24 protein-coding genes (1 of these 24 cut by a window edge) are annotated in these 26,203 nt (G+C 41.0%); 11 read left to right on the top strand and 13 right to left on the bottom strand.

Annotated elements, in window-relative coordinates; genetic code table 11:
- Window positions 1-29: 29 nt before the first annotated feature.
- A complete protein-coding gene (locus tag ACWATR_RS07245; RefSeq protein WP_460330914.1) occupies window positions 30-845 on the bottom strand; it encodes a superoxide dismutase in 816 nt (271 codons plus the stop codon).
- 176 nt (window positions 846-1,021) lie between these two features.
- Window positions 1,022-1,126 carry a phage holin family protein gene (locus tag ACWATR_RS07240; RefSeq protein ID WP_460330912.1) on the bottom strand — a complete coding sequence of 35 codons (105 nt, stop codon included), beginning with the start codon at window positions 1,124-1,126 and terminating at the stop codon, window positions 1,022-1,024.
- 778 nt (window positions 1,127-1,904) lie between these two features.
- Here ACWATR_RS07240 and ACWATR_RS07235 point away from each other — a divergent pair.
- A complete protein-coding gene (locus tag ACWATR_RS07235; protein WP_460330910.1) occupies window positions 1,905-2,294 on the top strand; it encodes a hypothetical protein in 390 nt (129 codons plus the stop codon).
- A gap of 92 nt (window positions 2,295-2,386) precedes the next feature.
- Here ACWATR_RS07235 and ACWATR_RS07230 read toward each other — a convergent pair whose 3' ends face one another.
- The 4 genes from ACWATR_RS07230 to ACWATR_RS07215 form a co-directional block, all read right to left on the bottom strand.
- On the bottom strand, window positions 2,387-3,517 hold the full coding sequence (locus tag ACWATR_RS07230; RefSeq protein WP_460330908.1) for a site-2 protease family protein: 1,131 nt from the start codon (window positions 3,515-3,517) through the stop codon (window positions 2,387-2,389).
- Between the two features lie 340 nt (window positions 3,518-3,857).
- Window positions 3,858-4,331 (bottom strand): TspO/MBR family protein, encoded by a 474-nt coding sequence (locus tag ACWATR_RS07225; protein ID WP_460330905.1) that lies wholly within the window; start codon window positions 4,329-4,331, stop codon window positions 3,858-3,860.
- 264 nt (window positions 4,332-4,595) lie between these two features.
- Window positions 4,596-5,159 carry a 3'-5' exonuclease gene (locus tag ACWATR_RS07220; protein ID WP_460330902.1) on the bottom strand — a complete coding sequence of 188 codons (564 nt, stop codon included), beginning with the start codon at window positions 5,157-5,159 and terminating at the stop codon, window positions 4,596-4,598.
- Window positions 5,160-5,473: 314 nt separating this feature from the next.
- Window positions 5,474-5,908, bottom strand: coding sequence for a hypothetical protein (locus tag ACWATR_RS07215; RefSeq protein WP_460340257.1), 435 nt, complete (start codon window positions 5,906-5,908; stop codon window positions 5,474-5,476).
- 149 nt (window positions 5,909-6,057) lie between these two features.
- Here ACWATR_RS07215 and petN point away from each other — a divergent pair, with 149 nt between their 5' ends.
- The 6 genes from petN (at window position 6,058) to ACWATR_RS07185 (ending at window position 14,291) form a co-directional block, all read left to right on the top strand.
- On the top strand, window positions 6,058-6,147 hold the full coding sequence (gene petN / locus ACWATR_RS07210; RefSeq protein ID WP_012408302.1) for a cytochrome b6-f complex subunit PetN: 90 nt from the start codon (window positions 6,058-6,060) through the stop codon (window positions 6,145-6,147).
- Window positions 6,148-6,154: 7 nt separating this feature from the next.
- Window positions 6,155-6,316 carry a hypothetical protein gene (locus tag ACWATR_RS07205; RefSeq protein WP_094350864.1) on the top strand — a complete coding sequence of 54 codons (162 nt, stop codon included), beginning with the start codon at window positions 6,155-6,157 and terminating at the stop codon, window positions 6,314-6,316.
- Window positions 6,317-6,470: 154 nt separating this feature from the next.
- Entirely contained in the window at window positions 6,471-9,602 is a 3,132-nt protein-coding gene (locus ACWATR_RS07200; RefSeq protein WP_460330898.1) for a GAF domain-containing protein, read from the top strand.
- Window positions 9,603-10,422: 820 nt separating this feature from the next.
- On the top strand, window positions 10,423-11,715 hold the full coding sequence (locus ACWATR_RS07195) for an ATP-binding protein (protein ID WP_460330895.1): 1,293 nt from the start codon (window positions 10,423-10,425) through the stop codon (window positions 11,713-11,715).
- Window positions 11,705-13,468: a tetratricopeptide repeat protein gene (locus tag ACWATR_RS07190; RefSeq protein ID WP_460330892.1), complete on the top strand. Its 1,764-nt coding sequence runs from the start codon at window positions 11,705-11,707 to the stop codon at window positions 13,466-13,468. The genes ACWATR_RS07195 and ACWATR_RS07190 overlap by 11 nt, the downstream gene beginning before the upstream one ends.
- A 250-nt stretch (window positions 13,469-13,718) precedes the next feature.
- Entirely contained in the window at window positions 13,719-14,291 is a 573-nt protein-coding gene (locus tag ACWATR_RS07185; protein ID WP_460330889.1) for an REP-associated tyrosine transposase, read from the top strand.
- A 75-nt stretch (window positions 14,292-14,366) separates the two neighbouring features.
- On the opposite strand, the gene ACWATR_RS07180 is transcribed toward ACWATR_RS07185, so the two are convergent.
- The 5 genes from ACWATR_RS07180 to ACWATR_RS07160 form a co-directional block, all read right to left on the bottom strand.
- Window positions 14,367-15,443 (bottom strand): PstS family phosphate ABC transporter substrate-binding protein, encoded by a 1,077-nt coding sequence (locus tag ACWATR_RS07180; RefSeq protein ID WP_460330887.1) that lies wholly within the window; start codon window positions 15,441-15,443, stop codon window positions 14,367-14,369.
- 207 nt (window positions 15,444-15,650) lie between these two features.
- Window positions 15,651-16,844: a protein kinase domain-containing protein gene (locus ACWATR_RS07175; RefSeq protein ID WP_460330884.1), complete on the bottom strand. Its 1,194-nt coding sequence runs from the start codon at window positions 16,842-16,844 to the stop codon at window positions 15,651-15,653.
- Window positions 16,845-17,729: 885 nt separating this feature from the next.
- Entirely contained in the window at window positions 17,730-18,356 is a 627-nt protein-coding gene (locus tag ACWATR_RS07170; protein ID WP_420760362.1) for a cytochrome c oxidase subunit 3, read from the bottom strand.
- 157 nt (window positions 18,357-18,513) lie between these two features.
- Window positions 18,514-20,250, bottom strand: coding sequence for a cytochrome c oxidase subunit I (gene ctaD, locus ACWATR_RS07165; protein ID WP_460340254.1), 1,737 nt, complete (start codon window positions 20,248-20,250; stop codon window positions 18,514-18,516).
- A 67-nt stretch (window positions 20,251-20,317) separates the two neighbouring features.
- Entirely contained in the window at window positions 20,318-21,406 is a 1,089-nt protein-coding gene (locus ACWATR_RS07160) for a cytochrome c oxidase subunit II (RefSeq protein ID WP_460330881.1), read from the bottom strand.
- A gap of 404 nt (window positions 21,407-21,810) precedes the next feature.
- On the opposite strand from ACWATR_RS07160, the gene ACWATR_RS07155 reads away from it, so the two are divergent.
- Window positions 21,811-22,728, top strand: coding sequence for a COX15/CtaA family protein (locus ACWATR_RS07155; RefSeq protein WP_460330878.1), 918 nt, complete (start codon window positions 21,811-21,813; stop codon window positions 22,726-22,728).
- Window positions 22,729-23,050: 322 nt separating this feature from the next.
- Complete coding sequence (locus ACWATR_RS07150; protein WP_460330876.1) at window positions 23,051-24,004, top strand: heme o synthase; 954 nt, start codon at window positions 23,051-23,053, stop codon at window positions 24,002-24,004.
- Between the two features lie 173 nt (window positions 24,005-24,177).
- On the opposite strand, the gene ACWATR_RS07145 is transcribed toward ACWATR_RS07150, so the two are convergent.
- Window positions 24,178-24,354: a type II toxin-antitoxin system HicA family toxin gene (locus ACWATR_RS07145; protein ID WP_460330874.1), complete on the bottom strand. Its 177-nt coding sequence runs from the start codon at window positions 24,352-24,354 to the stop codon at window positions 24,178-24,180.
- 61 nt (window positions 24,355-24,415) lie between these two features.
- A complete protein-coding gene (locus tag ACWATR_RS07140) occupies window positions 24,416-24,625 on the bottom strand; it encodes a type II toxin-antitoxin system HicB family antitoxin (RefSeq protein WP_460330871.1) in 210 nt (69 codons plus the stop codon).
- A 419-nt stretch (window positions 24,626-25,044) separates the two neighbouring features.
- Here ACWATR_RS07140 and ACWATR_RS07135 point away from each other — a divergent pair, with 419 nt between their 5' ends.
- Together ACWATR_RS07135 and dhaK are read left to right on the top strand one after the other, a co-directional pair.
- Window positions 25,045-25,920 (top strand): MBL fold metallo-hydrolase, encoded by an 876-nt coding sequence (locus tag ACWATR_RS07135; protein WP_460330869.1) that lies wholly within the window; start codon window positions 25,045-25,047, stop codon window positions 25,918-25,920.
- A gap of 183 nt (window positions 25,921-26,103) precedes the next feature.
- A protein-coding gene (gene dhaK, locus ACWATR_RS07130) for a dihydroxyacetone kinase subunit DhaK (protein ID WP_460330866.1) crosses the window boundary here: on the top strand, window positions 26,104-26,203 show its 5' end (the start). It continues 974 nt past the right edge of the window; only the first 100 of its 1,074 coding nucleotides appear in the window; it begins with the start codon at window positions 26,104-26,106; its stop codon lies off the right edge, out of view.

Genomic DNA, 26,203 nt, shown 5'->3' with positions numbered 1-26,203 from the left:
TTACTCATTACTCCTTCTTAAGAGCGCCTTTAGGTCGGTGAGGATGTCAAAGAGCGTTCCGTAGAGAAGGAAAGGTATCGCCTGTTAATCTGCGGCCAATTCACCACATTCCACCAATTATTCAAATACTCAGCCCGACGGTTGCGATATTTTAGATAATAAGCATGTTCCCACAGATCATTACCCATAATCGGATATGAACCCTCCATAATTGGGTTATCCTGATTTGCTGTGGTGACAATCTGGAGTTGATTTTGGGGATTACGTACTAGCCAAACCCAACCACTACCGAAACGAGCTGCACCCGCTGCATCAAACTGTTTTTTAAAGGCATCAAAGCTGCCAAAAGTTTTGTTAATTTCTTGAGCGATCGCTCCTGATGGTTGTCCACCACCTTCAGGACTCATCAGTTGCCAAAAAATCGTGTGGTTGAGATGCCCACCAGCGTTATTGCGTACCTTTGTCCGAATATCTTCAGGTACGCTGTTCAAATCTACTAGTAAACCTTCAACACTTCTTTTTTGCAAATCTGGATACTGCTTCAATGCATCATTTAAGTTCTTGACGTAGCTAGCATGGTGTGCATCATGATGCAATTTCATCGTCTCAGCATCAATAGCTTTTCTTAATGCCCCATAAGCATAAGGTAATGGTGGTAGCTGTGCAGGAGAAGCACTTAGTGCCCTATTAGGATAAGCTACAGGGGGAAATGACCTAGCAGGCGTTGGTATTGGTGTAGAAGATTGTGCTTCAGCTATTGGTACTGGTTCATGAGAAATCAGCAGAATTGCCAGCAAAATTGTTGTGAAGAAAAAAACTATTGTTTTTCGCCAAAACTTCATCATAAATTGTAGCCTCAAAATCAATATTGTTGGCTTGTAATCCGATCATGGAATGTTGTTTTGCAGCCAAATCAAGCCAAATATTATATATATTACCTTAGTTATCAGGTAATTCGAGGCAAAATACTCAAGAGAATAGAATTAATCACGGCCAACCCAGTGGAGGCATTCAAAGCACTCTAAAAGCACCATCTTAAGCGAAAATGCTCTACTACATAAGCTGTCAATGCAAAAATAATTGTATTTAAAATAAATAAGAATAAGCCCAGAGTCAGGATAATCAAGCTAAATCTAAAAAAACTGAGTATTGAGAGCAGAATTGCATTTTAAATCCCGCAAACAACACCATATATCGCTTTAATAAAAGTATCAATTTCAATAAATAAAGGAAGCTTAAAAATACTTAAAAACCTGATAGTGATAAGTAATCAAGTGAATACAATATCAAACATCATAATTCCTTATTTTATTCATCTGAGTCGATAAGTTTAACTATGGATTCAGTTGTAGTGATAAAGATGACATAGCTTTAATGTCTATAAAAGTTTGATAAATTATTTCTACATATTATAACATATAAATAAACATCTATATCTCTCTTACTTAATTTATTCCCTTGGGTATATAAGGACAAATAACAAGCAAAACTCTTGACAGATATAGCTAAAAATTTATTTTGCTAAACCTATAATTAAGAACTTGTAAGCATTAGAATCTCATCTACTGACAACTTGACAACTTTGTAGTGATTTTTAGTTAATTAAAATACACATGAATAAACTAAATCCATAAATACCCTTATTTCCTGGTCGGCTTTGAGCGCTACACCTCTAATATGGACGTTTTTCAACTTTTTTACGATTAACCTAAGATTCAGTTCTTGTTTATAAGCATTTTCTGAATTTATTTGCTTACTAAACGTCTATATATTTCAAATTCAAGAGTGTTATCAACCTAATTACGATAAAACAGGAATAGATCATGTCTTTTCAGAAATTACTAGTTAATTACCCGGCGAGCAAAAATCAAGGCAATAAAGACATATAGCAAAAGGTAAGTAATATGCATCCTAATCAAATCAGGCAAAAAACTGTAGTAGTCGATAGTAATTTAGAGCAAGGAATCCGGAGTGAAGTCAAAATTGATCAAGCACAAATGCATGAAATAACTATCCGTGATCTAGCGATATCTTTATCTCCTGTTGGCTTTATAATTGGTTGGATAGGGTTTTTTCTAATATTGCAAAAAATCCGAGCATTTTTAGATGAAAAGATGGTTTTATCCATCAACAGTGTACACAAACTCCCCTGTAAAAACTGCCGTTTTTATTCCAATAATCATTATCTAAAATGTGCAGTAAACCCTTCTATTGTTCTCACTGAAGAAGCGATGAGTTGTTCTGAGTACTCATCCAGTAAGAAAAAATTTTCTTCTAAAAATCCCTTGAGCTAAGAATAATAATTATCAATCTTAGGGCATAAGGTTTTCACATTTTGATTTGCGGCTAAATATCAAAAAAGCTGGTGCTAATTTTTTCCATTTATTTATCCCATCTGGTTGCCTAAGTCTCGCTGTCGCCGTAACCAATGTGCGACATCGTTAGCGGTAATAATGCCTTTTAGTGAACCATTCTGAGTCACTAGTACCCGACGAACTCCCGATTCTTGCATTTTTTCCAATACCTGCGACATCTGCTCTTCCGGACGAGCAGTAACTCCTGTGTCTGTGGGAATCATGGCATCTCTAACAGTACGATAAATCCATTCTTCGCGTGGGATATCCTTGACCTGATTTAAGGTAATAATCCCTATAGGATGACTATCTTCTGTTACTGGGAAAGACTGGTAGCGACGACTGAGGAAATATTTATCCACTAAATCTTGCAGCGTCAGGTCAGCATTTACCGTTTCTGGATGGGGAGTCATGATTTCCTGTGCCTTTACTCCTTCCAGGCTTGTGCGGATCAAAAGTTCTTCATAACCAGCTTCTGCGGCATTATATAAGAACCAACCAATCAGGATCAACCAGAGTCCACTCAACAAGGCTGAACCGAACAACTCCCAGAAACCAAGGGCAATAAGCAAATAAGCTAACCATTTACCGCTCGTCGAGGCGATTTTGGTAGCCTTTTTCTGATTGCCAGTATACTTCCAAATTAGCGATCGAAAAACACGACCGCCATCTAGAGGAAATCCAGGCAGCATATTGAATATGGCTAAGATGAGGTTGATTGTTCCGAGGTAAGATGCGACACCCGTAACTACAACACTCCATCCAGCATTTGTGCCGATATACGCAACTAAACCGAAGAAAGCAGCCAGCACTAAACTGGTCAAGGGCCCAATGATCGCAATCTGAAACTCATCGTCAGGACGTTCGGCATCCATACGAGTACGTGACACCCCACCAAAGATAAACAGAGTGATGCCTTCGACGGGAATTCCTTTTGTCCTAGCCACCAAGGAATGAGAAAGCTCATGAGCCAGTAGCGAGGCAAAGAAGAGAAATGTTGCTACTAGGCCCATACCTAAATAAGTTGCATTGGAAAGCCCTGGATAGTTGGCTGGAAATAGACCTGCACTTAATGTCCACAGGATGAGGAAGACAATTAATAGCCAGGACAAGTCTATTCGGATTTCAAACCCGAAAATGGAACCTAAGCGAAAACCCTGCATATATTCCTCTTTTTCTAAAGCCGTTTTTGTCTATAAATGCTGTTGCTGAAAAAAATAGAGCGAAAATATAGGACTAGTATTTGATTTTTGAAATTACTTGTAGAGATAAAAAACTCTTAACAAGAAAGAAGGAAATTAGAGGTGTACAGATTTTTTTTCAGAAATCAAACCGGATTCCTATAAGTGAGCGATACTAAATCACCAAAAGCATAGAAAATCACAATCATGGCTTCCTCTAGCAAACGATAGATATTGCTAAATCTCAATAGTGGTCTGTTACATTAATTTTGTGAGGTTTGTAGTTAGCGATCAATCGCTTAATTTTCAGTGTCGAAGTCTTTTATCTGCCTGTGCCCTGATTAAGTTGGATTAATAGCCAAGTGAGATAAGTACCGAAAGGGCCCCAGAGAGCATAAGGTAAGAACAGCCAGGAGGCTTTTTGGGAAATTGGCTTAACCAAAAATGCCAAAATATAGACGAGAAGTGTTGCCAAGCCACCGACAATCATTCCACCTGTTAGGCTGCGAAGTTCTACCACAATGGGACTGTAAACGGAGGTTAAAAGAGCGATCGCTGCGTACAAACCCATCAACAGCCAAGGACGAGACTGTTTTGAGCTTCTTTCCCAGACGATAATTGCTGAAATTGTCAGACAGATCCAAATGAATGTCCAGATAAATGGGATGAGGAATTCAAAGGTCAACCAGTTGGGACGCTGCAAGTTCTGAAACCAAGGGTCACGCAATGATGTGAGCAGGCTACCGCCGAAAAATAGTGCTGCCGAAACTGCTGTGATAATCCATCTAGCTTTCACAAAGGTTTCCTGCCATAGTTAGGATTACACTTATAGTCTAGTAGTTCGCCAAGTGAACTTGGCGGGGTAAAGGGAAAAGGGGAAGGTGGGGCCCCACGAAGTGGGTATAAGGAGCAGGGGGAAAGGTTTTAAATCCCTTACCCTTTCCCCTTTCCCCTTTCCCCAGACCTCACAAGCGCATTTTTGGGTTGGCAGACCACTAGTTCAGGGCTGCGTTAGCGTTCGCAAAGCGTCTTGATTGCTGAATTCTGTATTCTTCTTCAATCAGCTTAATTTTTTAGTTTTAATCTGTCTGTAGATAGATGCAATGTTATGGGCATCATCAATTCCACGATGATGTTTGCCTTTCAATTCTATTCCTAGCTTATTGAGAGCCTCTGCCATACCAAATTTTTTGGATACGCCAAGATATTCTGAAAATTCCTCTTTGATATTTATGTGCTCTGAAGTAAAAGGATAAGGGAAATTATGAAACGCGCAATCTTGAATAAATTGCTTTTTGTCGTAACTGCCCCAAGAACAAAAAATATAATTTGGAAATAAATCAATCCATTCTTTGAACCGAGAAATTACCTCTAAAAATTTGGGTGCTTCGTCAACATCTTGCTGCCGAATGCTAGTCAATTCGGTGCAAAAACCTGTCAGTTGTGGATGCCTCACGGGTTGGATGAATTGCTGAAACACTGAATCAATTTCCCAGGTTGTTCGATTGAGCATCACTCCACCGATTTCGATGATTTCCATTTCGTGACGAGGAATAGTCTTACTGTTACAGCACGTAGCCTCCAAATCGACTATTAGATAATAGTAGGATGTTTGAGATTTCATATTAGATAATAAAGAATATTGTTTAATAATAGTAGTTATTTATATAGGAATCCGCTTTGATTTCTGAACGAATTTGCGTGGTGCGCGTTCGCGGAGCGTGTCGCAGACAAGCGCAGCGCAAGCGCGATAGACAGGCAATAGGCAATAGTCAAGAAGGCTTCTTAGTTGTACTGAGTTTTTTCAGAAATCAAATATCAATCCTATACATAATCTTTTAAGGCTTACAAAGCATAATGTAACTTATTGTAGTTATTTTATTACATAAATACAATATTTACAACCTTTTTCATCTATTTGAACTACAACCCACCTGTTTAGATTGATGAAAAAGGTTTAACCCAACGCAGTTGAATAGCAATATCAAGAGCGATCGCAGCTATTCCAAACCACAATACACTTTCAAAAGCCAAGACCACAAAAGGCCAAATTGTGCTATGAGAATTCCACCCAAATTCTATTTGAGTTAATCCCCGCACCAAGCCAAAGGCTAGTACACCACCAGCTTTAAGTTGAGGGTTTTTATCTGAGCGGATGATGTAGCGGTAGGTGACACCAAATAGCAAACCAGCAAAAGTTGCGATCGCACCACTCACCCACCAAGCCCAATTAACATGACTTTGCAGACTTGCGAGTGTTTGAAAATACTTTGCCAGTACTAAAGTATTCAACAGACTAGCGATCGCAAAAGCGCAACACACAGATAAACCCCCAATTATTCCAGCTTTTAGGGATTCTAGGCGTTCTGCCATCAGTCGAACATCTGAAGTTTCTTTCACTTTGCGTCCTTGAGTAAAATTTAAGAATGCAGCGATCGCACCAACACTGCTGAAGGATCAACCGCCCAATCCCTGTATGATAAATATTAGAAACCTTTTGTAATTATTTGAAAAGTGGGACTATGGAGATTTTGACACTAGGTTGGGTATCACTGTTAGTTGTGTTTACTTGGTCAATTGCAATGGTAGTGTGGGGACGTAACGGACTGTAGAGGCATTGTGGAAAGTCCATTTTTGAGTATTTTGGCTTTATTTGCTGTAGTGCTACTCGTAGTAGTCACTGGTGGTATTGGTTATTTGACCCTGGCAGACTGGCGCGATCGCCGTCGTCGAGATGAAGAGAAACGCACCACCCGCAGCGCCACTCCTAAGCGGCGATAGTTTTCTTGTGGTTGAAAAATCTTTGTGCAGGGACGCGATATTATCGTGTCCCTACATTGTTTTTTCTAGCATTTAAAGGAAATAACTGTTACCTTTGCGATCGCAACGGGAATCATGAGATAGAAGACTTTCAATATTTAAAGTCCCACTGGGAATGGAAAACTCCTCTACCACTCAACCCATAGAACCAAATTCAAAACAGCAAGAGTCTCATTCAGATGTGACAACAGCCTCCCTGTGTCAAAATGAGCAACAAAAAGCCTTGTCTGGAGTTATTGCCCACATTCGTGAGTCTCTAGACATAGAAACTATCTTCAAAATTACAGTCACAGAAGTCCGCCAACTTTTAAAAAGCGATCGGGTTGGCGTGTTTCGTTTTGATCCTGATTTGGCATGGGAAGGGGAATTTATCTATGAAGATGTGGGAACCGAATGGGATTCGGCACTAGCAGCCAAACTACGCGACCACTGCTTTAGTGAGAAATTTGCAGAACTATATCAGCAAGGTCGGATTAGAGCAATAGCTGATATTTATCAAGTTAATGCTAGTGATTGCTACATCCAGATTCTAGAAAGATTTCAGGTACGTGCCAATATAACCGCCCCTTTGATGAAAGGTAAATATTTATGGGGATTACTGTGTATTCATCAGTGTAGTAGTCCTCGGCAATGGGAAGCATCAGAAATTGAGTTTGTGCAACTCATTGCTGAACATCTAGGAGTTGCTTTGCAGCAAGCAGATTACTTAGAACAAGTAAAACTCCAATCAGCACAACTAGCACAAGCAAAAGCCAGAGAAAAAGCAGCCCAATGGCAAAAAACCATAGCCATAACCATTGAGAAAATTCGTCAATTCCTAGACTTGGAAAGCATTTTCCACACAAGCACCGCAGAACTTCGGCAACTGCTAAATGCTGACCGCGTGGCTATTTATCGCTTCAATCCCGATTGGAGTGGTGAATTCGTGTTTGAATCAGTGGCAGAGGGTTGGATCTCCTTGATCCATGAACAATTGCAGCGACCGGAATTGAGTGAAAATGTCAGTGAATGCAGCGCCAAAGATTTAGCTAACCCCCCAATCCCTGATACCTACTTACAAGATACAGAGGGTGGTAGCTTTAGTCGATGTGAAGTGTATCGTGTTTGTAATGATATTTACAATTCCGGCTTTAGTGACTGCTACATTAAAATATTAGAAATTTATCAAGCAAGAGCTTATGTGATCATTGCCATTTACCACGGTCAGAAGCTCTGGGGCTTACTAGCAGTATACCAGAACGCCAGAACCCGTGATTGGCAAAAAGATGAGGTTTACTTGCTAACCCAAGTGGGTACACAACTAGGTGTGGCTTTGCAACAAGCGGAATTTATCCAACAAATGCAAATTCAAGCAGCAGAGATCAGTAAAGCTGCTGAAAGGCAAAGGGCATTGGCGAACACCGTAGAAAAAATTCGTCAGTCCTTGGAAATTGAAGCCATCTTTAAAACCACAACTCAAGAAGTCCGTCGGCTATTAGAAGTGGAACGAGTCGCAATTTACCGCTTCTATCCTGATTGGAGTGGCGAATTTGTCGCCGATTCCATTGTTGATGGCTGGACACCAATGATTAAGGCGCAGCCTGTCACAGAAAGCATTCTTGTGCAAAAAAAACAAGCGGGTAAGTATGCACGGAATGAAGTTTTTGTACCAATTTCTCAGGGCGAGAAATTGTGGGGGTTGCTAGTAGCTTATCAAAACTCCCAACCTCGTTATTGGCAAGATGAAGAAATCAACTTGCTAGCACAAGTTGGCGTCCAATTGGGGGTAGCATTACAGCAAGCTGAGTCATTGAAACAAGTGCAGGTGCAAGCTCAAAAACTGGCTAAAGCCGCCGAACGAGAACGCAAAGCAGCCGAAAGGGAGAAGGCCTTAGCCGCAACTGTGGAGAAAATTCGCCAGTCTCTTGATATTGACACCATTTTTGCTACCAGTACAGAAGAAGTGCGGCGGCTATTAGAAGTTGATCGAGTGACAATCTATCGATTTCGGGCTGATTGGAGTGGCGAATTTGTTGCTGAGTCTTTAGCCCAAGGTTGGACACCAGTAAAGAAAATTGTACCTGCGATGGTAGATGATTACTTGCAAAAAAACCAAGTAGGAGATTTTGCTAATGGTAAAACTCTGGTTATTAAGGATATTTACAGCACTGATGATTCTATTCCTTATATTGCCCTGATTGAGCTAATGGAGGCTAGGGCATATATGATTGTGCCGATTTTTCAGGGTGAGAAACTTTGGGGATTACTAGCAGCTTATCAAAATATCCAACCCCGTGATTGGCAAGAAGATGAGATAGATTTGCTGATGCAGATTGGTACTCAGTTAGGGGTAGGACTTCAACAAGCGGAATTATTTGAACAAACTCAACGTCAAAAAGAAGAAATCACCCAGACTCTTAAAGAATTACAGCACACTCAGAGTCAGTTAATTCAAAGTGAGAAAATGGCAGGCTTAGGACAGTTAGTTGCTGGTGTAGCCCATGAAATTAACAACCCGATTAGTTTCATTTATGGCAACATAACTTACGTTACTGAACATGCTGAAAATTTATTGAAATTACTGCGCCTCTATCAGAAACAGTATCCTAAGATAACAGGAGAAGTTCAAAAGCAAGTAGCAACACTTGATTTAGATTTCATTAGTGATGACTTGCCCAAAATTCTCACTTCAATGAAAATAGGAGCAGATCGCATCTCTCAATTAGTCTTGTCGTTGCGAAGTTTTTCTCGACTTGACGAAACAGGAATGAAGCCTGTAGACATTCATGAAGGCATCGACAGTACTTTGCTAATTTTACAACATCGACTGCAACCAGAAACTAATTCTTTTGCTATTGAGGTAATTAAAGAATATGGGGAATTGCCTTCATTAGTCTGCTATGCAGCCCAGATGAATCAGGTATTTATGAATATTCTCAACAATGCGATCGATGCACTGGAAAACTTAGCAACTAGTGGAAAAATAATTGACAATCCTAAAATTTGGATTCGGACAAGAGTCATAGAAGGGAATATGATTCTGATTTGGATTGCCGATAATGGTTGTGGGATTCCAGAGATGGTGCGATCGCGCATTTTTGAACCTTTTTTTACCACCAAACAACCTGGACAAGGTACTGGTTTGGGTTTATCTATTAGCTACCAAATTATTGTTGAAAAACATGGTGGTAATATCAAGTGTGTTTCTGAACCTGGTAACGGCTGTGAGTTCTGGATCGAAATTCCGATGAAACGGACAGTTAGTTAAAACAATTCGCAATGGGCTAACGCCCCGCTCCGCTAACGCAATGACGCTCTCTACGAACGCGAACAGCGTGTCGTTCGCGTTAGCGTTGCGTAGCAAAGACAGACGCTAAAAGCGTAGCTTGCTTAAGAGTAAGAGTACGCGGACTCGCTACCGCTACGCTAACGCAATTACGTTTTGCGTTAGCGAGTCTGCGTTCGCTTTTAGCGTCTCGTAGAGAGCGTCCGGGGATTTAGATCCCGACCCAAAACGGGCTGCCTGTCTTGCTGGGGACTTAAACCCCCAAAGTTCGTTAAATTTTCAACCTCTTACTGAAGCCCAAATGGTTCAGCAGAGTCAATCCGCTCTCGAAGCTTACCGTTCCACAGGTTCAGGAATAGCCCACAATCGCGTGCGTGAGGAGACAGTTTGGGAACCGATCAAGAACGCTCATGCAAGTTAGACTGCTCCCATAAGTTCAGAGACCGTTTTGTAATAATAGCCAGAGGGTACATAAACACAGGATGCGGAAAATTAAATTTTATAAACGAAAATTTAATTTTATTTATTTGTTAGGTAACTTTCACTATCTCAAATGTATAATCTGTTATTTATTTATATTTATTGAATGTATAATCTATCATTAATTTTTATTTATATTCACCTCCATTACTTGTTTGTCGGTTGGGATTGTGGAACTAACAGTATCGTCTTTGAAAACATAAGACAGTATCACCTAGTAGTCATTTTTTGACAGAGGTAGAAAAATTGTAATTACCTAAACTTGTGCTTCAAAAATCATGAGCCATTATATGGATAGTTAGCACGTTTACGGCACTATCCAATGTCTCAAGACTTATTAAACTCCTTTCAAGAAGCATACAGCAATCTCGAACTGTTTCCATTGATGGAACGGAACGAAATGGAAAGATTTAGAGTCGAATATGGTGATGATTTAATTGCAGACCTGAACCAATTAGTGGAAGATAGTCCTAATGGAGATGGCAAAATTGTCTTTACAGGACATCGAGGATGTGGTAAGTCTACTTTGTTAGCTGAATTTAGCCGACAAATTCAAGATAAATATTTTGTAGTTCTGTTTTCTATTGCTGACAAAATTGAAATGTCGGCGGTTAATCATATTAATATACTGTTTGCGATCGCAGTTAATTTAATGACAGAGGCAGAAGCCCGCCGAGTTGATATTCCGCAATCTACTAAAGAAGCTCTTTATAAGTGGTTCGCTACCCGCACTCGCACTGAAGAAACAAATTTGCAAGCAGAAGCTAGTATAGGTTTTGACCTCTTAAAATTGATTAGTTCTAAATTAAAAGCTGATGCTAGCGTTCGGGATGAAATTAAGCAAGAGTTTGAACGCAAGTTATCAGATTTAGTTGCCAGAATTAACGAAATAGCTGCTCTAATTCAAGCTGCAACTAAACAAAACGTTTTAGTAATTATTGATGATTTAGATAAACTTGACTTAGGCAGAGTTAACGAAATTTATCGAGATAACATTAAGGCTCTTTGTCAACCTAACTTTCAAATTATTTACACTATCCCGATCGCAGTCCTTCGAGAAACATTTATTAGTACAATAATTGCCACTGAAACTAACGATCAAGTTGTGGCAATGCCTGTCTTAAAAATATTTGATAAAGGTAAAAATCGCTTCCCTAATGCTCAACCTCGCCCGGAAGCAACAACGATTCTCGGTGAAGTTTTACAAAAGCGAATTTCCAGTGAATTAATCGCAGCAGAGACGGCTGAAAAAATCGTAATTTACAGTGGTGGTGTATTGCGAGAGTTAATTCGGATCTCTAAGGAATGTTGCCGTATTTGTTTGCGGATTATCCGGCGAAATCCCTCAGCCACAGTTATTATTGATGATAAAATTCTTCTGCAAGCAATAAATAAAATTCGCAATGATTTTTCCATACGCTTAGGAAAAACTGATATCGATATTTTGCAGAGCGTTTATGAACAATTTATGCCCAATGATCCCAAACAAGCAGAGTTTTTGGATTTGCTACATGGGCTGTATGTTCTAGAATATCGCACCGATGAAACTTGGTATGATGTTCATCCAATTATTATTGAAAGCTTGAGAAGGCAGGGAGCCATTAATGTTAAATGAAGATTTATTAGATGATGAAGGAGAAAATCAAGATGCGTATGATGATTTAATTGTTTCTATTGAAGCTCAAAAGCGGGGATTAAATTTACTGATTGCAGTTTGTGATGATGCTAGCTTTCGTGATGAGATTATTGCTCAATATGAAGCTGAACTACAACCCACCTTCCGTGCATATCGAGTAACTTTAGCACGTCAAGAACCGAGCTTGAAAGCTGCTCTTAACCAACTGGTACAACAAGAAGAATATCTTCGTCAGCAGAACCTGGCGGTGATTACTGTGACGGGTGCTGAACAACTTTATTTTCTCAGATTGGGAAATGAGCAATCGGAACAGGAGAAATTTTTTGGTTACTTACAGTGGACAAGGGAAGGATTGCGCGAATTTCCTTTTGCGATCGTGCTTTGGGTAACTAACCAAATTTTAGTCAGCCTGATTAAAAAAGCCCCTGATTTTTGGAGTTGGCGCAATGGTGTATTCCGGTTTGAATCTAAAAAGACGAATGCTATTCCTGGTAAAGAACTAGAAAATATCCGCTTTGTTTTTAGAGACACAGAATTAGCCAGCACAGATACTAATGAAAATAACGCTTTTTTCTTACCCATCCAAGATTTACAAAGGCTAATCGAGAAAGTAGAACAGGAACAGGGAACTAAAGATCCTACCTTAGCTACCTTATATTCAAGGTTAGGTGATATTTACCGCAGCAGATTAGAGCGGGGTGAATCTCAAAATTATCAAGAAGAACAGGAATTAGCAATTAAATATTGGCGTCAGGCGAGTGAGCTACAAAATGAATTAGGTTTGCAGGTAGACTTAGCTAATAGCCTCAATAATTTAGCGGGAATATATCGTGCAACGGGACACTATAGCGAAGCCGAACCACTATATAAACAAGCTTTAGAACTGAGAAAACGCCTGCTAGGAGACAACCATCCTTCTTTTGCTACTAGCCTGAATAATTTGGCAGGACTCTACAAATCTACTGGACAATATAATAAAGCGGAACTCTTATATCAAGAAGCTTTAGAACTAAGAAAGCTTCTGTGGGGAGAAAATCATGCCGATGTTGTCGCCAGTCTGAACAATTTGGCACTACTATATGATGAACAAGGACGTTATGACGAAGCAGAACCTTTATATCTGCAATCATTAGAACTCGAAAAACGTCTGCTTGGCGAAAATCATCCTTCTTTCGCTCTCATACTAAATAATTTAGCGCTACTTTATTATCATCAAGGACGTTTCAGTGAAGCTGAACCTTTGTCGCAACAAGCAATAGAACTAGATAAGCGATTTTTGGGAGAAGAGAATCCTGATGTTGCAACAGATTTGCATAATTTAGGCTTAATATACCGCGCTCAAGGACGCTACAGTGAAGCGGAATCTTTGTTTTTGCAATCATTAGAACTCAAGCAGCGTGTATTACAAAAAGCGCATCCACTTTTAGCAGATACTATCTATGCTTTGGGTTATATGTATAGAGAACAGGGACGTTACAATGAAGCGGAATCTTTATGTATAAAAGCATTAGAACTAGATAAGCTTTTGTTGGGAGAAAATCATCCTAATGTTGCGGAAAGTCTCAACAATTTGGCAGAAATTTATCGTGCAACAGGGCGTTATGGTGAAGCAGAGCCGCTTTATTTGCAAGCTTTAGATATTTGTGAACGAATTTGGGGTGTAAATCATCACCGTAGTGTTACCGTTCGTCAAAATCTAGATAAACTTGCGGTGGCGACGCGGGAGAATTAAGGTTAGAAAATCTCACGCAGAGGTGCAGAGAGAAGGATTATAAGTTTTAAGACAGTCGCTAGAGTTATTTGATTTTTAGTTGGGTAGCGATCGCCTGTTAACTAGTCATGCAAAATTAAATATATAGCAATCCTAAATCATTCGTGAAAAGTTAGATCCCCGACTTCTTTAAGAAGTCGGGGATCTGATTGGATTAGGGATCTGATTGAGTTAAAAGGGCATACTAAAGCAAAATCTCATATTCTTCCCTATGCCGCGACGACAAACCCCTCTGCAAACTGGCAACTTTTACCATGTTTATAATCGGGGCAACAATCGCCAAAATATTTTCTTTGAGCGTGAGAACTATATTTATTTTCTCCGGTTGATAAGGGAACATCTAATAACTAATGCAGTAGATATTGTTGCTTACTGTTTAATGCCCAATCATTATCACTTTTTGATCTATCTAAGAGATGAAACTCTGTCTGATGCAATGAAATCTCTCTCTCTTTCCTACACAAAGGCAATTAATAAGCGTTTCAATCGTTCTGGGGTGCTATTTCAGGGAAGGTTTCAAAGTATTCATATTTTACAAACTGACTATCTTCTCAACCTCTCACGTTATATTCATTTAAATCCGGTGAAAGCAGAACTGGTGCAGCAACCTGAAGAATGGGAGTTTTCCAGCTATTTGGAATATGCAGGATTACGAGGAGGAACACTAGCCAAAACAGAGTATATCAAGATCCAAATTGAGTCAGAATTAGCTTATCAGCAATTTTTAACAGATCATAACCTACCTGATAGCGCTGGTTTCAAAAGACTGCTACTGGATGATTAGCCTAACTAAAGATCCCCGACTTCTTAAAGAAGTCGGGGATCTGAATAATCTGTAGTGGAAAGTGCGATCGCCGTACTAGCGAACGCCAACGAAACCAGCTTGCTCAATAGCCCTTTGTCCTTGGTCAGTTAATAAAAGATTGGCATAAGCATCCCCAATCTGCTGTTCTGGACCTTTATTCTGCTTAATAATCACAAACAAATTAGCGATCATCGGATAACTGCCATTTTTGATCGCCTGACTATTTAGCTGGTTGCGCTGACGTGGACACTGTTCAGGCGACACCATCGGTTCGCGGTAGGGGGGAATTAACTGACCAGAAGTATTACCCAATGGTAAAGCCTTCACACTACATTGAAAGACTACTGAACGGGCAGAAGCGTAATACACACCACCAGGAGTTTTACTGAGTTGGCGCACTGCCTCTGTAGTAGAGTAGACATACTGCACATTAGAGCCAAGTGCTTGCTCCTTCAAGTTGCTGTTACTAGGGAATATTACTGTATCTGCGTCCTCTGGTCGTTGAGAAAAAGCTGTGATGGGTAGATTTGGCCCACCTACTTGATTCCAATTGGTAATTTGCCCCAAATAAATCTGCTGTAATTGTTCAACAGTTAAACCAGGTACATTGAGTGATGGGTTGACTACTACTGCTATTCCATCCATACCCACCTGACGTTGCTCAAGGGTGAAGCCTTGCTCTTTTGCGATCGCTTTTTCTTCATCTGTGAGAGGACGGGAAGACTGAGCAAAGTCTAGTTTCCCATCAAGCAACATCCGAATGCCGGAGCTAGAACCAGGGCTACCATTAACAGGGTTTACATAGCGTAATTGTAGTTCCGGGCGATCGCTCTGGATCTGGGAATCTACCAATTGCCGGATAGATGCCCAAGCTGTACTGCCTCCGTAGTTGAATGAGGCAGGGGGAACATCAGCAACCGTCTGAAAATTTGATGTGTTATTAGATACACTATTAAAATTTTGAGCGGATGAAGAGTTAACGCTGTTGCGGGTCGATAAGTTTGGCTTCAATAACCACCAAAGCAATCCGCCAATAACCATAAGTGTCAGAACTTTACCAATAATCAAACCTCTGAGAAAGAGGGCGATTTCGCTGTTAATTAAAGCTTTTCTTTGATTTGTATTGTCCATATTTTTAAATTTTGTTTATTGTATTTATCTTACAGGAATCTCTAAGTATTTATCCTACAATAATTTTTAAATATAAAGTAAACCTTTCATAGCTATTTAATAGATAGTTTTATGATTGCTACTAGATGATTAACTGTTTTGTAGTGAAATTAAAATTGCTATTTGGTAGTTTTTGTAATGGTGCAATTGCTTTGACAAATTCCTCTGTTAGCTGCTGATTTGCCTACTAGGGTTCGTATTAGTTAACGGTAACTCAACAAATTTTTCTAGAAAACTCTTTAGTGGAGTAGGTTGGTTTGGAAGCGATGTCCCCGTATTAATGAATGTATAGATTAAAACTATGACTATCAAACTAGTGGTAGCACCAAGACCTATGCCCAGTAGTAAAATAAAGTTTCTATAAGTTAACAAATAGGTATCATCAGCCTTGTGGTTGATGTCAGCAGATTGTGAGGAATGTGACAATGCCACATCAGAATTAAGTGCTTGTAAAGCTTCTGTAGCAGACTGATAACGTTGGTTGTAGCGATCGCGAACCATTGTATCTAAAATATTTGCCAGAGCATCACTTACCTCTGCCTTGTCGCGCCAGATAACTTCTCCAGTACTGGGATCTTCTGGTAGTTGCTCAGGTATTAAACCTGTCAAAGCTTGAATGCCAATCATCCCGACTGCATAGATATCGCTGCAAAGTTTCGGCTTTCCCTTAGCCTGTTCGCTTGGCATATAACCAGGAGTTCCAACAGCAATTGTTAAGCCTGCTCCCAAAGCACCAATTTTCTTAATACTGCCAAAGTCAATTAGCACAATCTTCTGATCAGAATACCGCCGCATTAAGTTTTGAGGCTTAATATCTCGGTGAATAATATTGTGTTGGTGAACGAAGGACAGCACTTCCAGGATATCTTTTAATAAATTTAAGACTGTATTTTCGCTTAGACGTTGACCTGGTATAATTTCTTGAGTCAAGGCGTGACCGTCAATAAATTCCTGGACTAAATAAAAATCTCCATCTTCATCAAAATGGGCAAACAGTCTAGGAATTTGATCGTGGTCGTTGCCTAGCTGGTATAAAACTTCCGCTTCCCGATCAAATAGCTTTTTAGCTATGGGTAGAACAGCAGGATTGGAATCTTTTGGGTGGAAGTGTTTGACGACACAATGGGGTTGTCCTGGTAAATCCAAGTCAATGGCTAAGTAGGTATCACCAGATCCCCCACTTCCTAAGTGTTTGACAATCTCAAAGCGATTGCGAAGTGTTTTTCTGGTGAGAGAGTATCGATGTCTGTTACGTATACCCCCTCCTAACAAGTAAGTATTACCATATCCTCCGCTTCCCATCAGTTTGACAGTCTCAAAGCGACTTCGGAGTGTTTTTCTGACTAGAGGGTTCTGGCTCATATGGCGTATACTACTTCTTATATTTACTGACCATTCAGAGCTTGGGTGAGGTTATAAATGCCTGCTGCTAGATTTGCTGATATTTGAGGCAGTCACCTTATCAAGACTTATATTTATGTGCTTTGGAGCAGTTTCATGGTTAGCAACTTTATTGGTTCATTTAATACCTTTATAGGCATCTTAATACAAAATTAATTTCTGGAATAGTTCAATAATCTTATCACTTAAGTAAATTTAACACTAATCCACAGTATTTAGAACTGTGGGCACAGGAGAACATTCATGGAGTCAGATGTTTATTTATTTTAACTTCGGGCATTATTACTGAGAAAATGCTAGAAATACGTACTAAAAAGCACGTGTTGTATTACAGTATCCACCACAATTTGGTTACCAGATTGTAGTCATCACCAAGCGCGATTGCGTTGTAATATCAACATGAGTTCGACAAAAATAAAAAATAGTAGGTAATTTCTTAAGCTAAATATCGAGTGATGGTTTTTGAGGCAAATAAGTGAAAATTTTCACTTTCATTACTAGAAAAAATGTTAGGACTGTCTTCCCTTCAATTAAATTCGCGAACTTCATTTATTGGTTTACTCTGTCCTTAACATCTCAAGCTACAGCATATTAACTGGTTATTCAATAGTTTCTATAAAACATCCGACTTTTCCCACTTTTTACTAGCTTCTGTATCACTTGCAATAACTCAGTTGCATTTAGAAAAAGTAATAGTGTACATTTTATTTAACTCTTGTAAAACTGTTATATAGGAAATTCAAGACAGCCATCTGCAACGGCAGCATTCTGTTAATTAAATAAAAAAGCCCCCTAATGGGGGCCTATTAAGTTGTTCGCGTGGAGTGAACAACTAATAATTAATACTCACAGTAGATACAGTAATCCGAACAAAATAATCCAAATCACGTCAACGAAGTGCCAGTAAATTTCGGCTGCTTCAATACCAAAGTGCTTTTCGTTACTATAGTGACCCGGAGTGCGCGATCGCCACAACACAGCAACAATTGCCAAAACGCCGATGGTAACGTGCAATCCGTGGAAACCAGTCAAAACGTAAAATGCACTAGCAAATAAATTGGTAGTCAAACCAAATTCTAAATGGGTATATTCATATACTTGACCCACCAAGAAAATAGCACCCATTGCAGCGGTAATTGCTAACCAGATTCGCGCACCCTTTGCATCATTCTTTTTAATAGCAGTGTCGGCATTGTGCATGACAAAACTACTAGAAATTAGATTGATAGTGTTGACTCCAGGTAATAATAGTTCTAACTCTGGAGTACCTGCTGGTGGCCATGCAGGTAAGGTAGCACGGAAAGCCAAGTAGGCTCCGAACAGTCCCATAAAAATCATCCCTTCAGCAATCAGGAAGACATATAGTCCAAACAGACGATGGTCTGGATGTTCTTCGTGATGACCGACAGATGCTTCTGCCGCATGATGATGATTAAGTTCGGTTTTAGCTGGGTCAATAGTTTGACTTTGCATGAATTTTGATAAGTAGGGAATTGGGCATTGGGCATTGGGCATTGGGAATGGGGCATTTAAAAGAGGCAGAGGGGCAGGGTGCTGCTCTTGCAGAGCGGAAAGCTTTTCTCCCTTGCTCCCTTGCTTCTTCCCCAGTCCCCAGTCCCTAGTCCCCTGTTTATTTCCGGTCTTCTGGATTAGCAGCAACCGCTGGGTCGGGTTCTGCTCTTAATACTGAGTTGGGGCCACCAGACAAGACGGGATTGGGATCAGACAAAGGTACACCTTCATTAGCATGTTCCAAACCGTAATCATAGGGGCCTGTAGCCAATACTGGGGTTTGATCGAAATTCTCGATCGCAGGTGGTGAGGTAGTCATCCACTCTAAGGTAAGTGCCCTCCAGGGATTATTGCCAGCTTTCTCGCCGTACAACCAACTCCAAATTGCATTGATGATGAAAGGGAATGTCGAAATTGCCAGTATATAAGAACCATACGTGCAAATTTCATTCAGTGTGGTGAATTTGGGGTCATATTGGGCGATACGGCGATTCATGCCCATTAAACCTAGCTTGTGCATAGGTAAGAAGGTCATGTTTAGACCCACAATTGTCAAGGCAAAGTGAACCTTACCCCAAAATTCGTTTACCATCCGTCCCGTCATTTTCGGGAACCAATGGTAAATGGCTGCAAAAATTCCCAGTACGCTACCACCAAATAGGACGTAGTGCAAATGAGCCACCACAAAATAAGTATCGTGAACGTGAATATCAAAAGGCACTGCTGCCAACATCACGCCACTAATCCCGCCGATTACAAAAGTGCCGACAAAGCCGATGGCAAATAGCATGGCACTGTTCAGCTGGATTTTTCCACCCCACATGGTTGCTAACCAGCTAAATATTTTAATTCCTGTGGGTACGGCAATGATCATGGTGGTGATCATAAAGAACATCCGCAACCAACCGGGGATACCGCTGGTAAACATGTGGTGCGCCCAAACAATTAGCCCCAAAAAGCTAATAGCAAGAGACGAATAAGCGATCGCTTTATAGCCAAAAATTGGCTTGCGGGAATGAATGGGGATAATTTCTGAAATTGCGCCAAAGAAGGGCAAAATCATGATGTAAACGGCTGGGTGGGAGTAAAACCAGAACATGTGCTGGTATACTACGGGGTCGCCACCGCCAGTTGGGTTAAAGAATGTTGTCCCGGCAATTAAATCAAAGGCAAGCAGAATCAAACCTGCTGCAAGGACTGGGGTTGATACCAAAACTAGGCACGAAGTGGCGAACATCGCCCAGCAGAACAAGGGCATTTGATGAACGCCCATGCCAGGGATACGCATCTTCAGCAATGTCACCAGGAAATTTATCGACCCTAAAATTGAGGACGTACCCAGCAGCAGGACACTCATAATCCAAATGCCTTCGCCTACTTGTCCTGTCACCAAACTCAGGGGAGGGTAGGAAGTCCAACCGGCATCTGGTGCATCGCCCACCACTAAACTAGCGATTAGCAATATACCCGCAGGGGGAATCATCCAAAAGGCAACAGCATTCAGCCGAGGAAATGCCATATCTTTTGCCCCAATCATTAGGGGAATTAGATAGTTAGCAAACCCTGCCCCGGCTGGCACGATCCACAAGAAAATCATGATCGTAGCGTGCAGTGTGAACAGACTATTGTAGACTTCTGGGGTAACAAAATCTACCTCTGGGGTTCGCAATTCCGTGCGAACCAAATCAGCCATCACGCCGCCAATGCAGTAGAAAATAAACGAAGTGACTAGGTATTGAATCCCAATCACCTTATGGTCGGTTTGAAAGCCAAAGAAGTCTTGCCATTTTCTGACCCCTGGTTCCTCAAGAAGGGCAGGGATATTGGCAGTTTCTTGCAACTGAGCTTGTGTCATAGTCATTAGTCATTGGTCATTAGTCATTAGTCATTAGTCATTGGATTTTGACTAAATAACATATTGATTAATGGTGAACTTGATGAAGGATTTCTGGCTTAATTCCCATGTCCTTGGTATAAGGCGCGAGAAATTCATTTGGGGATAGATCCGCAGGGTTAACAGCGATCGCTTGATTTAGTGTTTCTTTGCTAGCAACTAACTGTTCTTGTACCCATTTATCAAAGGCTTCTTGTGGCTCAACAACTACTGGCGCTCTCATTGCACCGTGGTAGGGGCCACAAAGTTCAGCACAGATTAGGACATAATCTCCTGCTTTTTGGGGGGTGAAGCGAATCTCGCTTTGTCTACCGGGGATCGCATCTTGTTTCAGGCGGAACTCTGGAACCCAGAAGGCGTGAATGACATCGTTGGCAGTCATACTGATTTGTACTTCTCGCCCAATGGGGACATGCATTTCACCTGTAGTTATACCAGTTTCAGGATAGGTGAAAATCCAGGCATATTGTAGACCAGTGACGTTGACTTGTAATTCTGCTGGTTTACCTGCTTTTTCAGGAGTTCCCCCAATTGTCGGAGCTACAATACCTACACCTGGGGCATTCCGCAGTTGGGGAATTTGGTCAGCATTGCGGACTTCTGCGGTAGCTGGATCTTGCATTGCCTCATCAGATTTTTCTTGATTGAGGTTGGGTGCGGTGCCAGGAGGTGTATCGCTTAAAGTTGCGGCTATAGCACTCCCATGCCCTGGCATTTTCATTGACTCCTGACTCATCGGTGCTTCATGAATAGAATGGGGATCAAAGCCACCCATTTCGTTGTAGACATCAAAGCTGTAAACAGAAATACCGATAACGATAATTGCTGGGATCGCTGTCCAGAGAATTTCTAGAGGTACATTGCCCTCAACTGGTGGGCCGTCTTCATTGTCACCTGCACGCCGACGATATTTAAATGCAGAGTAAATTAAAATACCTTCTACGAGCAGAAATATCCCTGTGGAAACGATCATCATCGTGTTGAATAGACCATCCACCAAGACGGCTTCATCAGTAGCGGCTGCTGGCAACAGACCGTGATTTTGACCGTACCAAAGGCTGGCTAGCGTTAGCACGATGCCAATGAGTAATGTCCAGATGGAACTTGGAATCTTCACGGCTTACTTAATTGAATTTACTATGTTATCTCGAAGCTACTCACTTACTAAGGTAGTCTAGGCTGTCAGACATGGGGGACAAAGGTCTGAAATTTTTATTAATTTTTTTGGCTATTTTAGTAATTTTGAGTATGAGTTTACTATCATACAACGCCAAAAATAGATGCAAACCAGTGAAAAAATTTAAGGAAAAATTTAGAATGCTTAAATTAATTGTGATTAATCAATTTCTGACATCTTGAAAAATACCTAAAGCTTCAGGCAAAACCTTTCTGGAGTGATTCAAAGTATAAGTGAGTGCTAATCTATAAACCCTTAGCCTATACGCTAGGGTGGAGATGGGACACTAAAAGAAAATTGAAAATTTTAAGAGATCCACCAAGAGCGGGCAGAAGGTATCGTTCATGAGCGAATTTGTCCTACAACAACAAAATGAAGCGGCTCTTCAGCAGCAAAAGCCCAAGGAAATGATTCGGCGCTTGGTGTGGAAAATGTGCATAGCCACCTTAATTTTGATGGCCATAGGCAGTGCCACCCGCGTCATGAATGCTGGGCTTGCTTGCCCAGACTGGCCCTTATGCTATGGCGAACTCGTGCCAGCCAAGCAAATGAATCTCCAAGTGTTTTTGGAGTGGTTTCACAGATTGGATGCGGCTTTAATTGGTGTAAGCGCGATCGCACTTTTTGGTTTGTCCTGGTGGCGTCGTCGCTTTTTACCCTCTTGGCTGCCTTGGGCATCCACATTCGCCCTGTTTCTAATCGTCTTCCAAGGTATCTTAGGGGGACTCACCGTTACCGAATTGTTGCGGTTTGATATCGTTACCGCTCATTTAGGAACGGCGCTGTTGTTTTTTACCACCCTGCTGATTATCGGCACAGCACTCACACCCTATCAGGGAAATGGAACCGTTGGTAAGTTGCCTTGGGTCGGTTTAACTGCCGCTGTTCTGGTTTACCTGCAAAGTATTCTAGGTGCTTTGGTAGGCTCTCGCTGGGCACTACACCAATGCCTCGGCGGTTCTCAACTTTGTACTGTAATGTACAGTCATATTGCTGGTTTGGTGCCGCCAACAGTGGCAACCTTGGCAATGGTATTTATCTGTTGGCGGACACCAGCACTACATCCAGCCTTACGGCGACTGGCAAATATGGCTGGTGGGTTGTTGACCTTACAAATCTTGTTGGGATTCGCCACCTTCAAATTACATCTCCAAGTCGAGCCTCTCACCGTCTCTCACCAAACTATAGGAGCTACTTTGCTAGGTACTTTGGTGGCTTTTACAGTTTTATCACTACGTGACTCAGTGAGTCACGAGTGCTGAGTAGGGAGTGGAGGAGATGAGGGAGCAGGAAAAGAACTCCTAACTCCTAACTCTTGTACAGACGCGATTAATAGCGTCTCTACTCTTAACTCAGCACTCAGCACTGATAATGCGTCTGTGTTTTCATTTGTCTGAAAGAACCAGCTTGAGCGGGGGCTGCATATACAGCGGATTCCAAGGAAAGTGAAGTACACAAGCTAAGTCTCAAAGCCAGGTATAAAGCCTGTTTTACTTCTGAATTCTGACTCCTGTTAGCGCAGCGGGGCATAGCCCATTCTGAATTCTGCTGTAAGTTGTTGAAAAATAAGGAACCAGAGCCAAAATGATTGAGACTAATGTCTCTCGCCACCACGAAACATTTTTACAGGTAGTTCAAAGCTACTACCAGCTAACGAAGCCTAGGATTATTCCGTTGCTTTTGATTACCACGGCTGGAAGTATGTGGATTGCTGCTAAGGGAGAAGTAGACCCATTGCTGTTGCTAGTAACTCTCACTGGTGGCACTTTGGCTGCTGCAAGCGCCCAGACGATTAACTGTATCTACGATCGCGATATTGATTATGACATGGAGCGGACGCGTCATCGTCCGATGCCTTCCGGTAAGGTGCAGCCACGCGATGCTCTAATTTTTGCGATCGCACTGGCAACACTTTCCTTTACACTCCTAGCAGTATTTGCCAACCTGTTAGCCGCGCTGCTAGCCTTCTCTGGCATCGTCTTTTATATTTTGGTCTATACCCACTGGCTGAAACGCCATACCCCTCAGAATATCGTTGTTGGTGGTGCGGCTGGGGCAATTCCGGCTTTAGTGGGTTGGGCTGCTGTCACGGGGACATTAAGCTGGTCAGCATGGCTGATTTTTGCCATCGTCTTCTTATGGACACCACCCCATTTCTGGGCTTTAGCTCTGATGATTAAAGATGACTACGCAAAAGTTGGGATACCAATGTTACCTGTGATTGAAGGTACTACGGCAACTGTAAAGCAGATTTGGTACTATACGCTGATAACAGTATTTGCAACCGTGTTATTGGTATATCCTTTGGGCGCAAGTGGAATTCTTTATGCTGCGATCGCCCTAATTCTGGGAGGATTATTTATCCACAAATCTTGGCGGCTGTTGCAAAATCCAGAGGATCGCGCTGTAGCTAAAGAGTTGTTTCTCTTTTCCATCTCTTACATGATGCTGTTGTGTCTGGGGATGGTAGTTGATAGTCTTCCCGTTACCCATAATTTAATTAGTGCGGTGAGTAATCATCTGCATTTTATTGGATAGGGGATGGAAAATTTAGCGATCGCGTTGGGAAAGTGGCGCGATCGCATTTTTGGTAGTTAAAAAATATACATAATAATTAGAGTTTCGCGGATTTGCGATTAAAAGTAAAATTTCAGTTATGAATAAATTTATTCAAATTTAATTACATACATCTATTTATCCATTTTTAATAGCTATGGAAAAAGCAACGCAAGCAATTCGTCACGAGTTAAACCAGCATGAGCAGCAATATCTTTGAGTATGGCATTAAGAGTTCCAATTTTAATCGGATCATGGGCGGGAACCGTGATATGATGTTCGCCATTGTGTTGAGTAGTTAACCGAATGTGGCTACCCTTTTGATGAGTCACCTCGTATCCTTGACGAGCAAGAGGTTAACTAATTCTGAACCAGATAAATCTCGTGGGAGCTTCAAGAAGCTATTACCTCATCACGAACTATGTGTAACCGAATGATTTTAGGACGGTTTTGTTCATTAAGAAAATGGCAGTGAACTGCATCACGGAGCATTTCGCGGAGTGTTTCTATATCGTCAGCCTGAGTAAAAACTGACTCGGTTAAAGCTCTAGCAGTATAACCACCATCTGGATCATCTTCAACGATAAATACAATTTCAGTCATAGCGAATATTTCCTTAACTACTGAATTTTACAATTTACAAGTACTAACAATAGAGAAAAAATCCTCAGGGAACTTGCAAAAAAAGCAGGTTTTAAATGGATTCCTGAACTTAAGAGTTGGGTGAGGTAAATGGCAGTGGATGATACCAAAGAACTTCCTTTTATGGTAAACCAAATTGAATTTTGTCAGTAATCTAGACGAAGTTCATTTATTTCCTGAAATAAAGCGATTGCGCCTATGTTATCCCAACCGTAGGCTAGAAGTGCAATCAATCTTTAACTTTAAGTCCAGATAGGCTGTTTTTTTAAGATAGCCTATATCTAACCTTCAGTAGTCTACAGTTTAAGTCAACTTTTGCTAGCGTAGTGACAATAAGGTTTATAGATTCCCAGCAAGCGCGTGGAGGCAAAAGGATTAATATGGCTCATTTAAATCAGCGTCGTCCCCAAAATGTCAACGGCGATTTTTATGTAGATACTACCTGTATTGATTGTGATACTTGTCGCTGGATGACTCCTGAAGTATTTTCTCGTATTGATGAACAGTCGGCGGTTTATCATCAACCAACCAATGAGGCAGATAGATTAGCCGCGCTGCAAGCACTTTTAGCTTGTCCTACCAGTTCCATTGGTACAGTTGAAAAACCAAAAGATATCAAAGTTGCTCAACAAACTTTTCCAAAATTAGTAGCAGAAAATATTTACCACTGCGGCTATCATTCTGAAAAATCTTACGGTGCTGCTAGCTATTTAATTCAACTTCCAGAAGGTAACATTTTAGTGGATTCTCCCCGGTTTACGCCGCCTTTAGTTAAGCGTTTAGAAGAACTGGGGTCAATTCGTTATATGTATTTAACTCATAAGGATGATGTGGCAGATCATCAAAAGTTTGCCGAGCATTTTCAGTGCGATCGCATCCTCCACACTGATGATATTACTGCCGATACTCGCAATGTTGAAATACAGCTAACTGGTTCAGAACCATTTACCTTGACTCCAGATTTATTAATTATTCCAGTTCCCGGTCACACTAAAGGACAAACAGTTCTACTTTATAAAAATAAATTTCTGTTCACTGGCGATCATCTCGCTTGGTCAGAAAGCTTGCATCAACTGGCTGCATTCCACGGTTTCTGCTGGTATTCTTGGTCAGAACAAACTAAATCAATGCGTAACTTGGCTAATTACTCTTTTGAATGGGTGCTACCAGGTCATGGACGAAGATTTCATGCTGATAGGGAAACCATGCGCCAGCAAATGCACAAGTGTATTGAGTTGATGGAATCTTTGAATTGACATTAAATAACTGACTTTTCACGTCATCTAAAAAAACCTAACCCCCTTCCCCACGCGAACAGCGGGAAAAGTCAAAGTCTCTCTCTAAAAGGAGAAAGATTTAGAGAGAGGTCACACTGTATTGCATACAAACCAGAAGCGCTATAACCTGGGTTTTAACACCCTTTTAACCAAACACGGATTATGAAAAAGCTGATCAACAAGCCAGAAGACTTTGTGCGCGAAAGTCTAGAAGGTATGGCGGCGGCTCATTCCGATTTAATTAAACTGAACTATGACCCTG

The organism is Nostoc sp. UIC 10890, assembly GCF_054786515.1.
Note: the sequence above shows the minus strand (reverse complement) of the source record. Positions and strands in the feature narration are given on the sequence as shown.

Excerpts from the sequence above, each read along its gene's own strand:
- ACWATR_RS07180 (WP_460330887.1), bottom strand. The coding sequence starts at position 15,443 with ATGGACAATACAAATCAAAGAAAAGCTTTAATTAACAGCGAAATCGCC.
- ACWATR_RS07185 (WP_460330889.1), top strand. The coding sequence starts at position 13,719 with ATGCCGCGACGACAAACCCCTCTGCAAACTGGCAACTTTTACCATGTT.
- ACWATR_RS07170 (WP_420760362.1), bottom strand. The coding sequence starts at position 18,356 with ATGCAAAGTCAAACTATTGACCCAGCTAAAACCGAACTTAATCATCAT.
- ctaD (WP_460340254.1), bottom strand. The coding sequence starts at position 20,250 with ATGACACAAGCTCAGTTGCAAGAAACTGCCAATATCCCTGCCCTTCTT.
- petN (WP_012408302.1), top strand. The coding sequence starts at position 6,058 with ATGGAGATTTTGACACTAGGTTGGGTATCACTGTTAGTTGTGTTTACT.
- ACWATR_RS07150 (WP_460330876.1), top strand. The coding sequence starts at position 23,051 with ATGATTGAGACTAATGTCTCTCGCCACCACGAAACATTTTTACAGGTA.
- ACWATR_RS07155 (WP_460330878.1), top strand. The coding sequence starts at position 21,811 with ATGAGCGAATTTGTCCTACAACAACAAAATGAAGCGGCTCTTCAGCAG.
- ACWATR_RS07140 (WP_460330871.1), bottom strand. The coding sequence starts at position 24,625 with ATGACTGAAATTGTATTTATCGTTGAAGATGATCCAGATGGTGGTTAT.
- ACWATR_RS07195 (WP_460330895.1), top strand. The coding sequence starts at position 10,423 with ATGTCTCAAGACTTATTAAACTCCTTTCAAGAAGCATACAGCAATCTC.
- ACWATR_RS07245 (WP_460330914.1), bottom strand. The coding sequence starts at position 845 with ATGATGAAGTTTTGGCGAAAAACAATAGTTTTTTTCTTCACAACAATT.
- ACWATR_RS07235 (WP_460330910.1), top strand. The coding sequence starts at position 1,905 with ATGCATCCTAATCAAATCAGGCAAAAAACTGTAGTAGTCGATAGTAAT.
- ACWATR_RS07220 (WP_460330902.1), bottom strand. The coding sequence starts at position 5,159 with ATGAAATCTCAAACATCCTACTATTATCTAATAGTCGATTTGGAGGCT.
- ACWATR_RS07190 (WP_460330892.1), top strand. The coding sequence starts at position 11,705 with ATGTTAAATGAAGATTTATTAGATGATGAAGGAGAAAATCAAGATGCG.
- ACWATR_RS07215 (WP_460340257.1), bottom strand. The coding sequence starts at position 5,908 with ATGGCAGAACGCCTAGAATCCCTAAAAGCTGGAATAATTGGGGGTTTA.
- ACWATR_RS07135 (WP_460330869.1), top strand. The coding sequence starts at position 25,045 with ATGGCTCATTTAAATCAGCGTCGTCCCCAAAATGTCAACGGCGATTTT.
- ACWATR_RS07175 (WP_460330884.1), bottom strand. The coding sequence starts at position 16,844 with ATGAGCCAGAACCCTCTAGTCAGAAAAACACTCCGAAGTCGCTTTGAG.
- ACWATR_RS07230 (WP_460330908.1), bottom strand. The coding sequence starts at position 3,517 with ATGCAGGGTTTTCGCTTAGGTTCCATTTTCGGGTTTGAAATCCGAATA.
- ACWATR_RS07200 (WP_460330898.1), top strand. The coding sequence starts at position 6,471 with ATGGAAAACTCCTCTACCACTCAACCCATAGAACCAAATTCAAAACAG.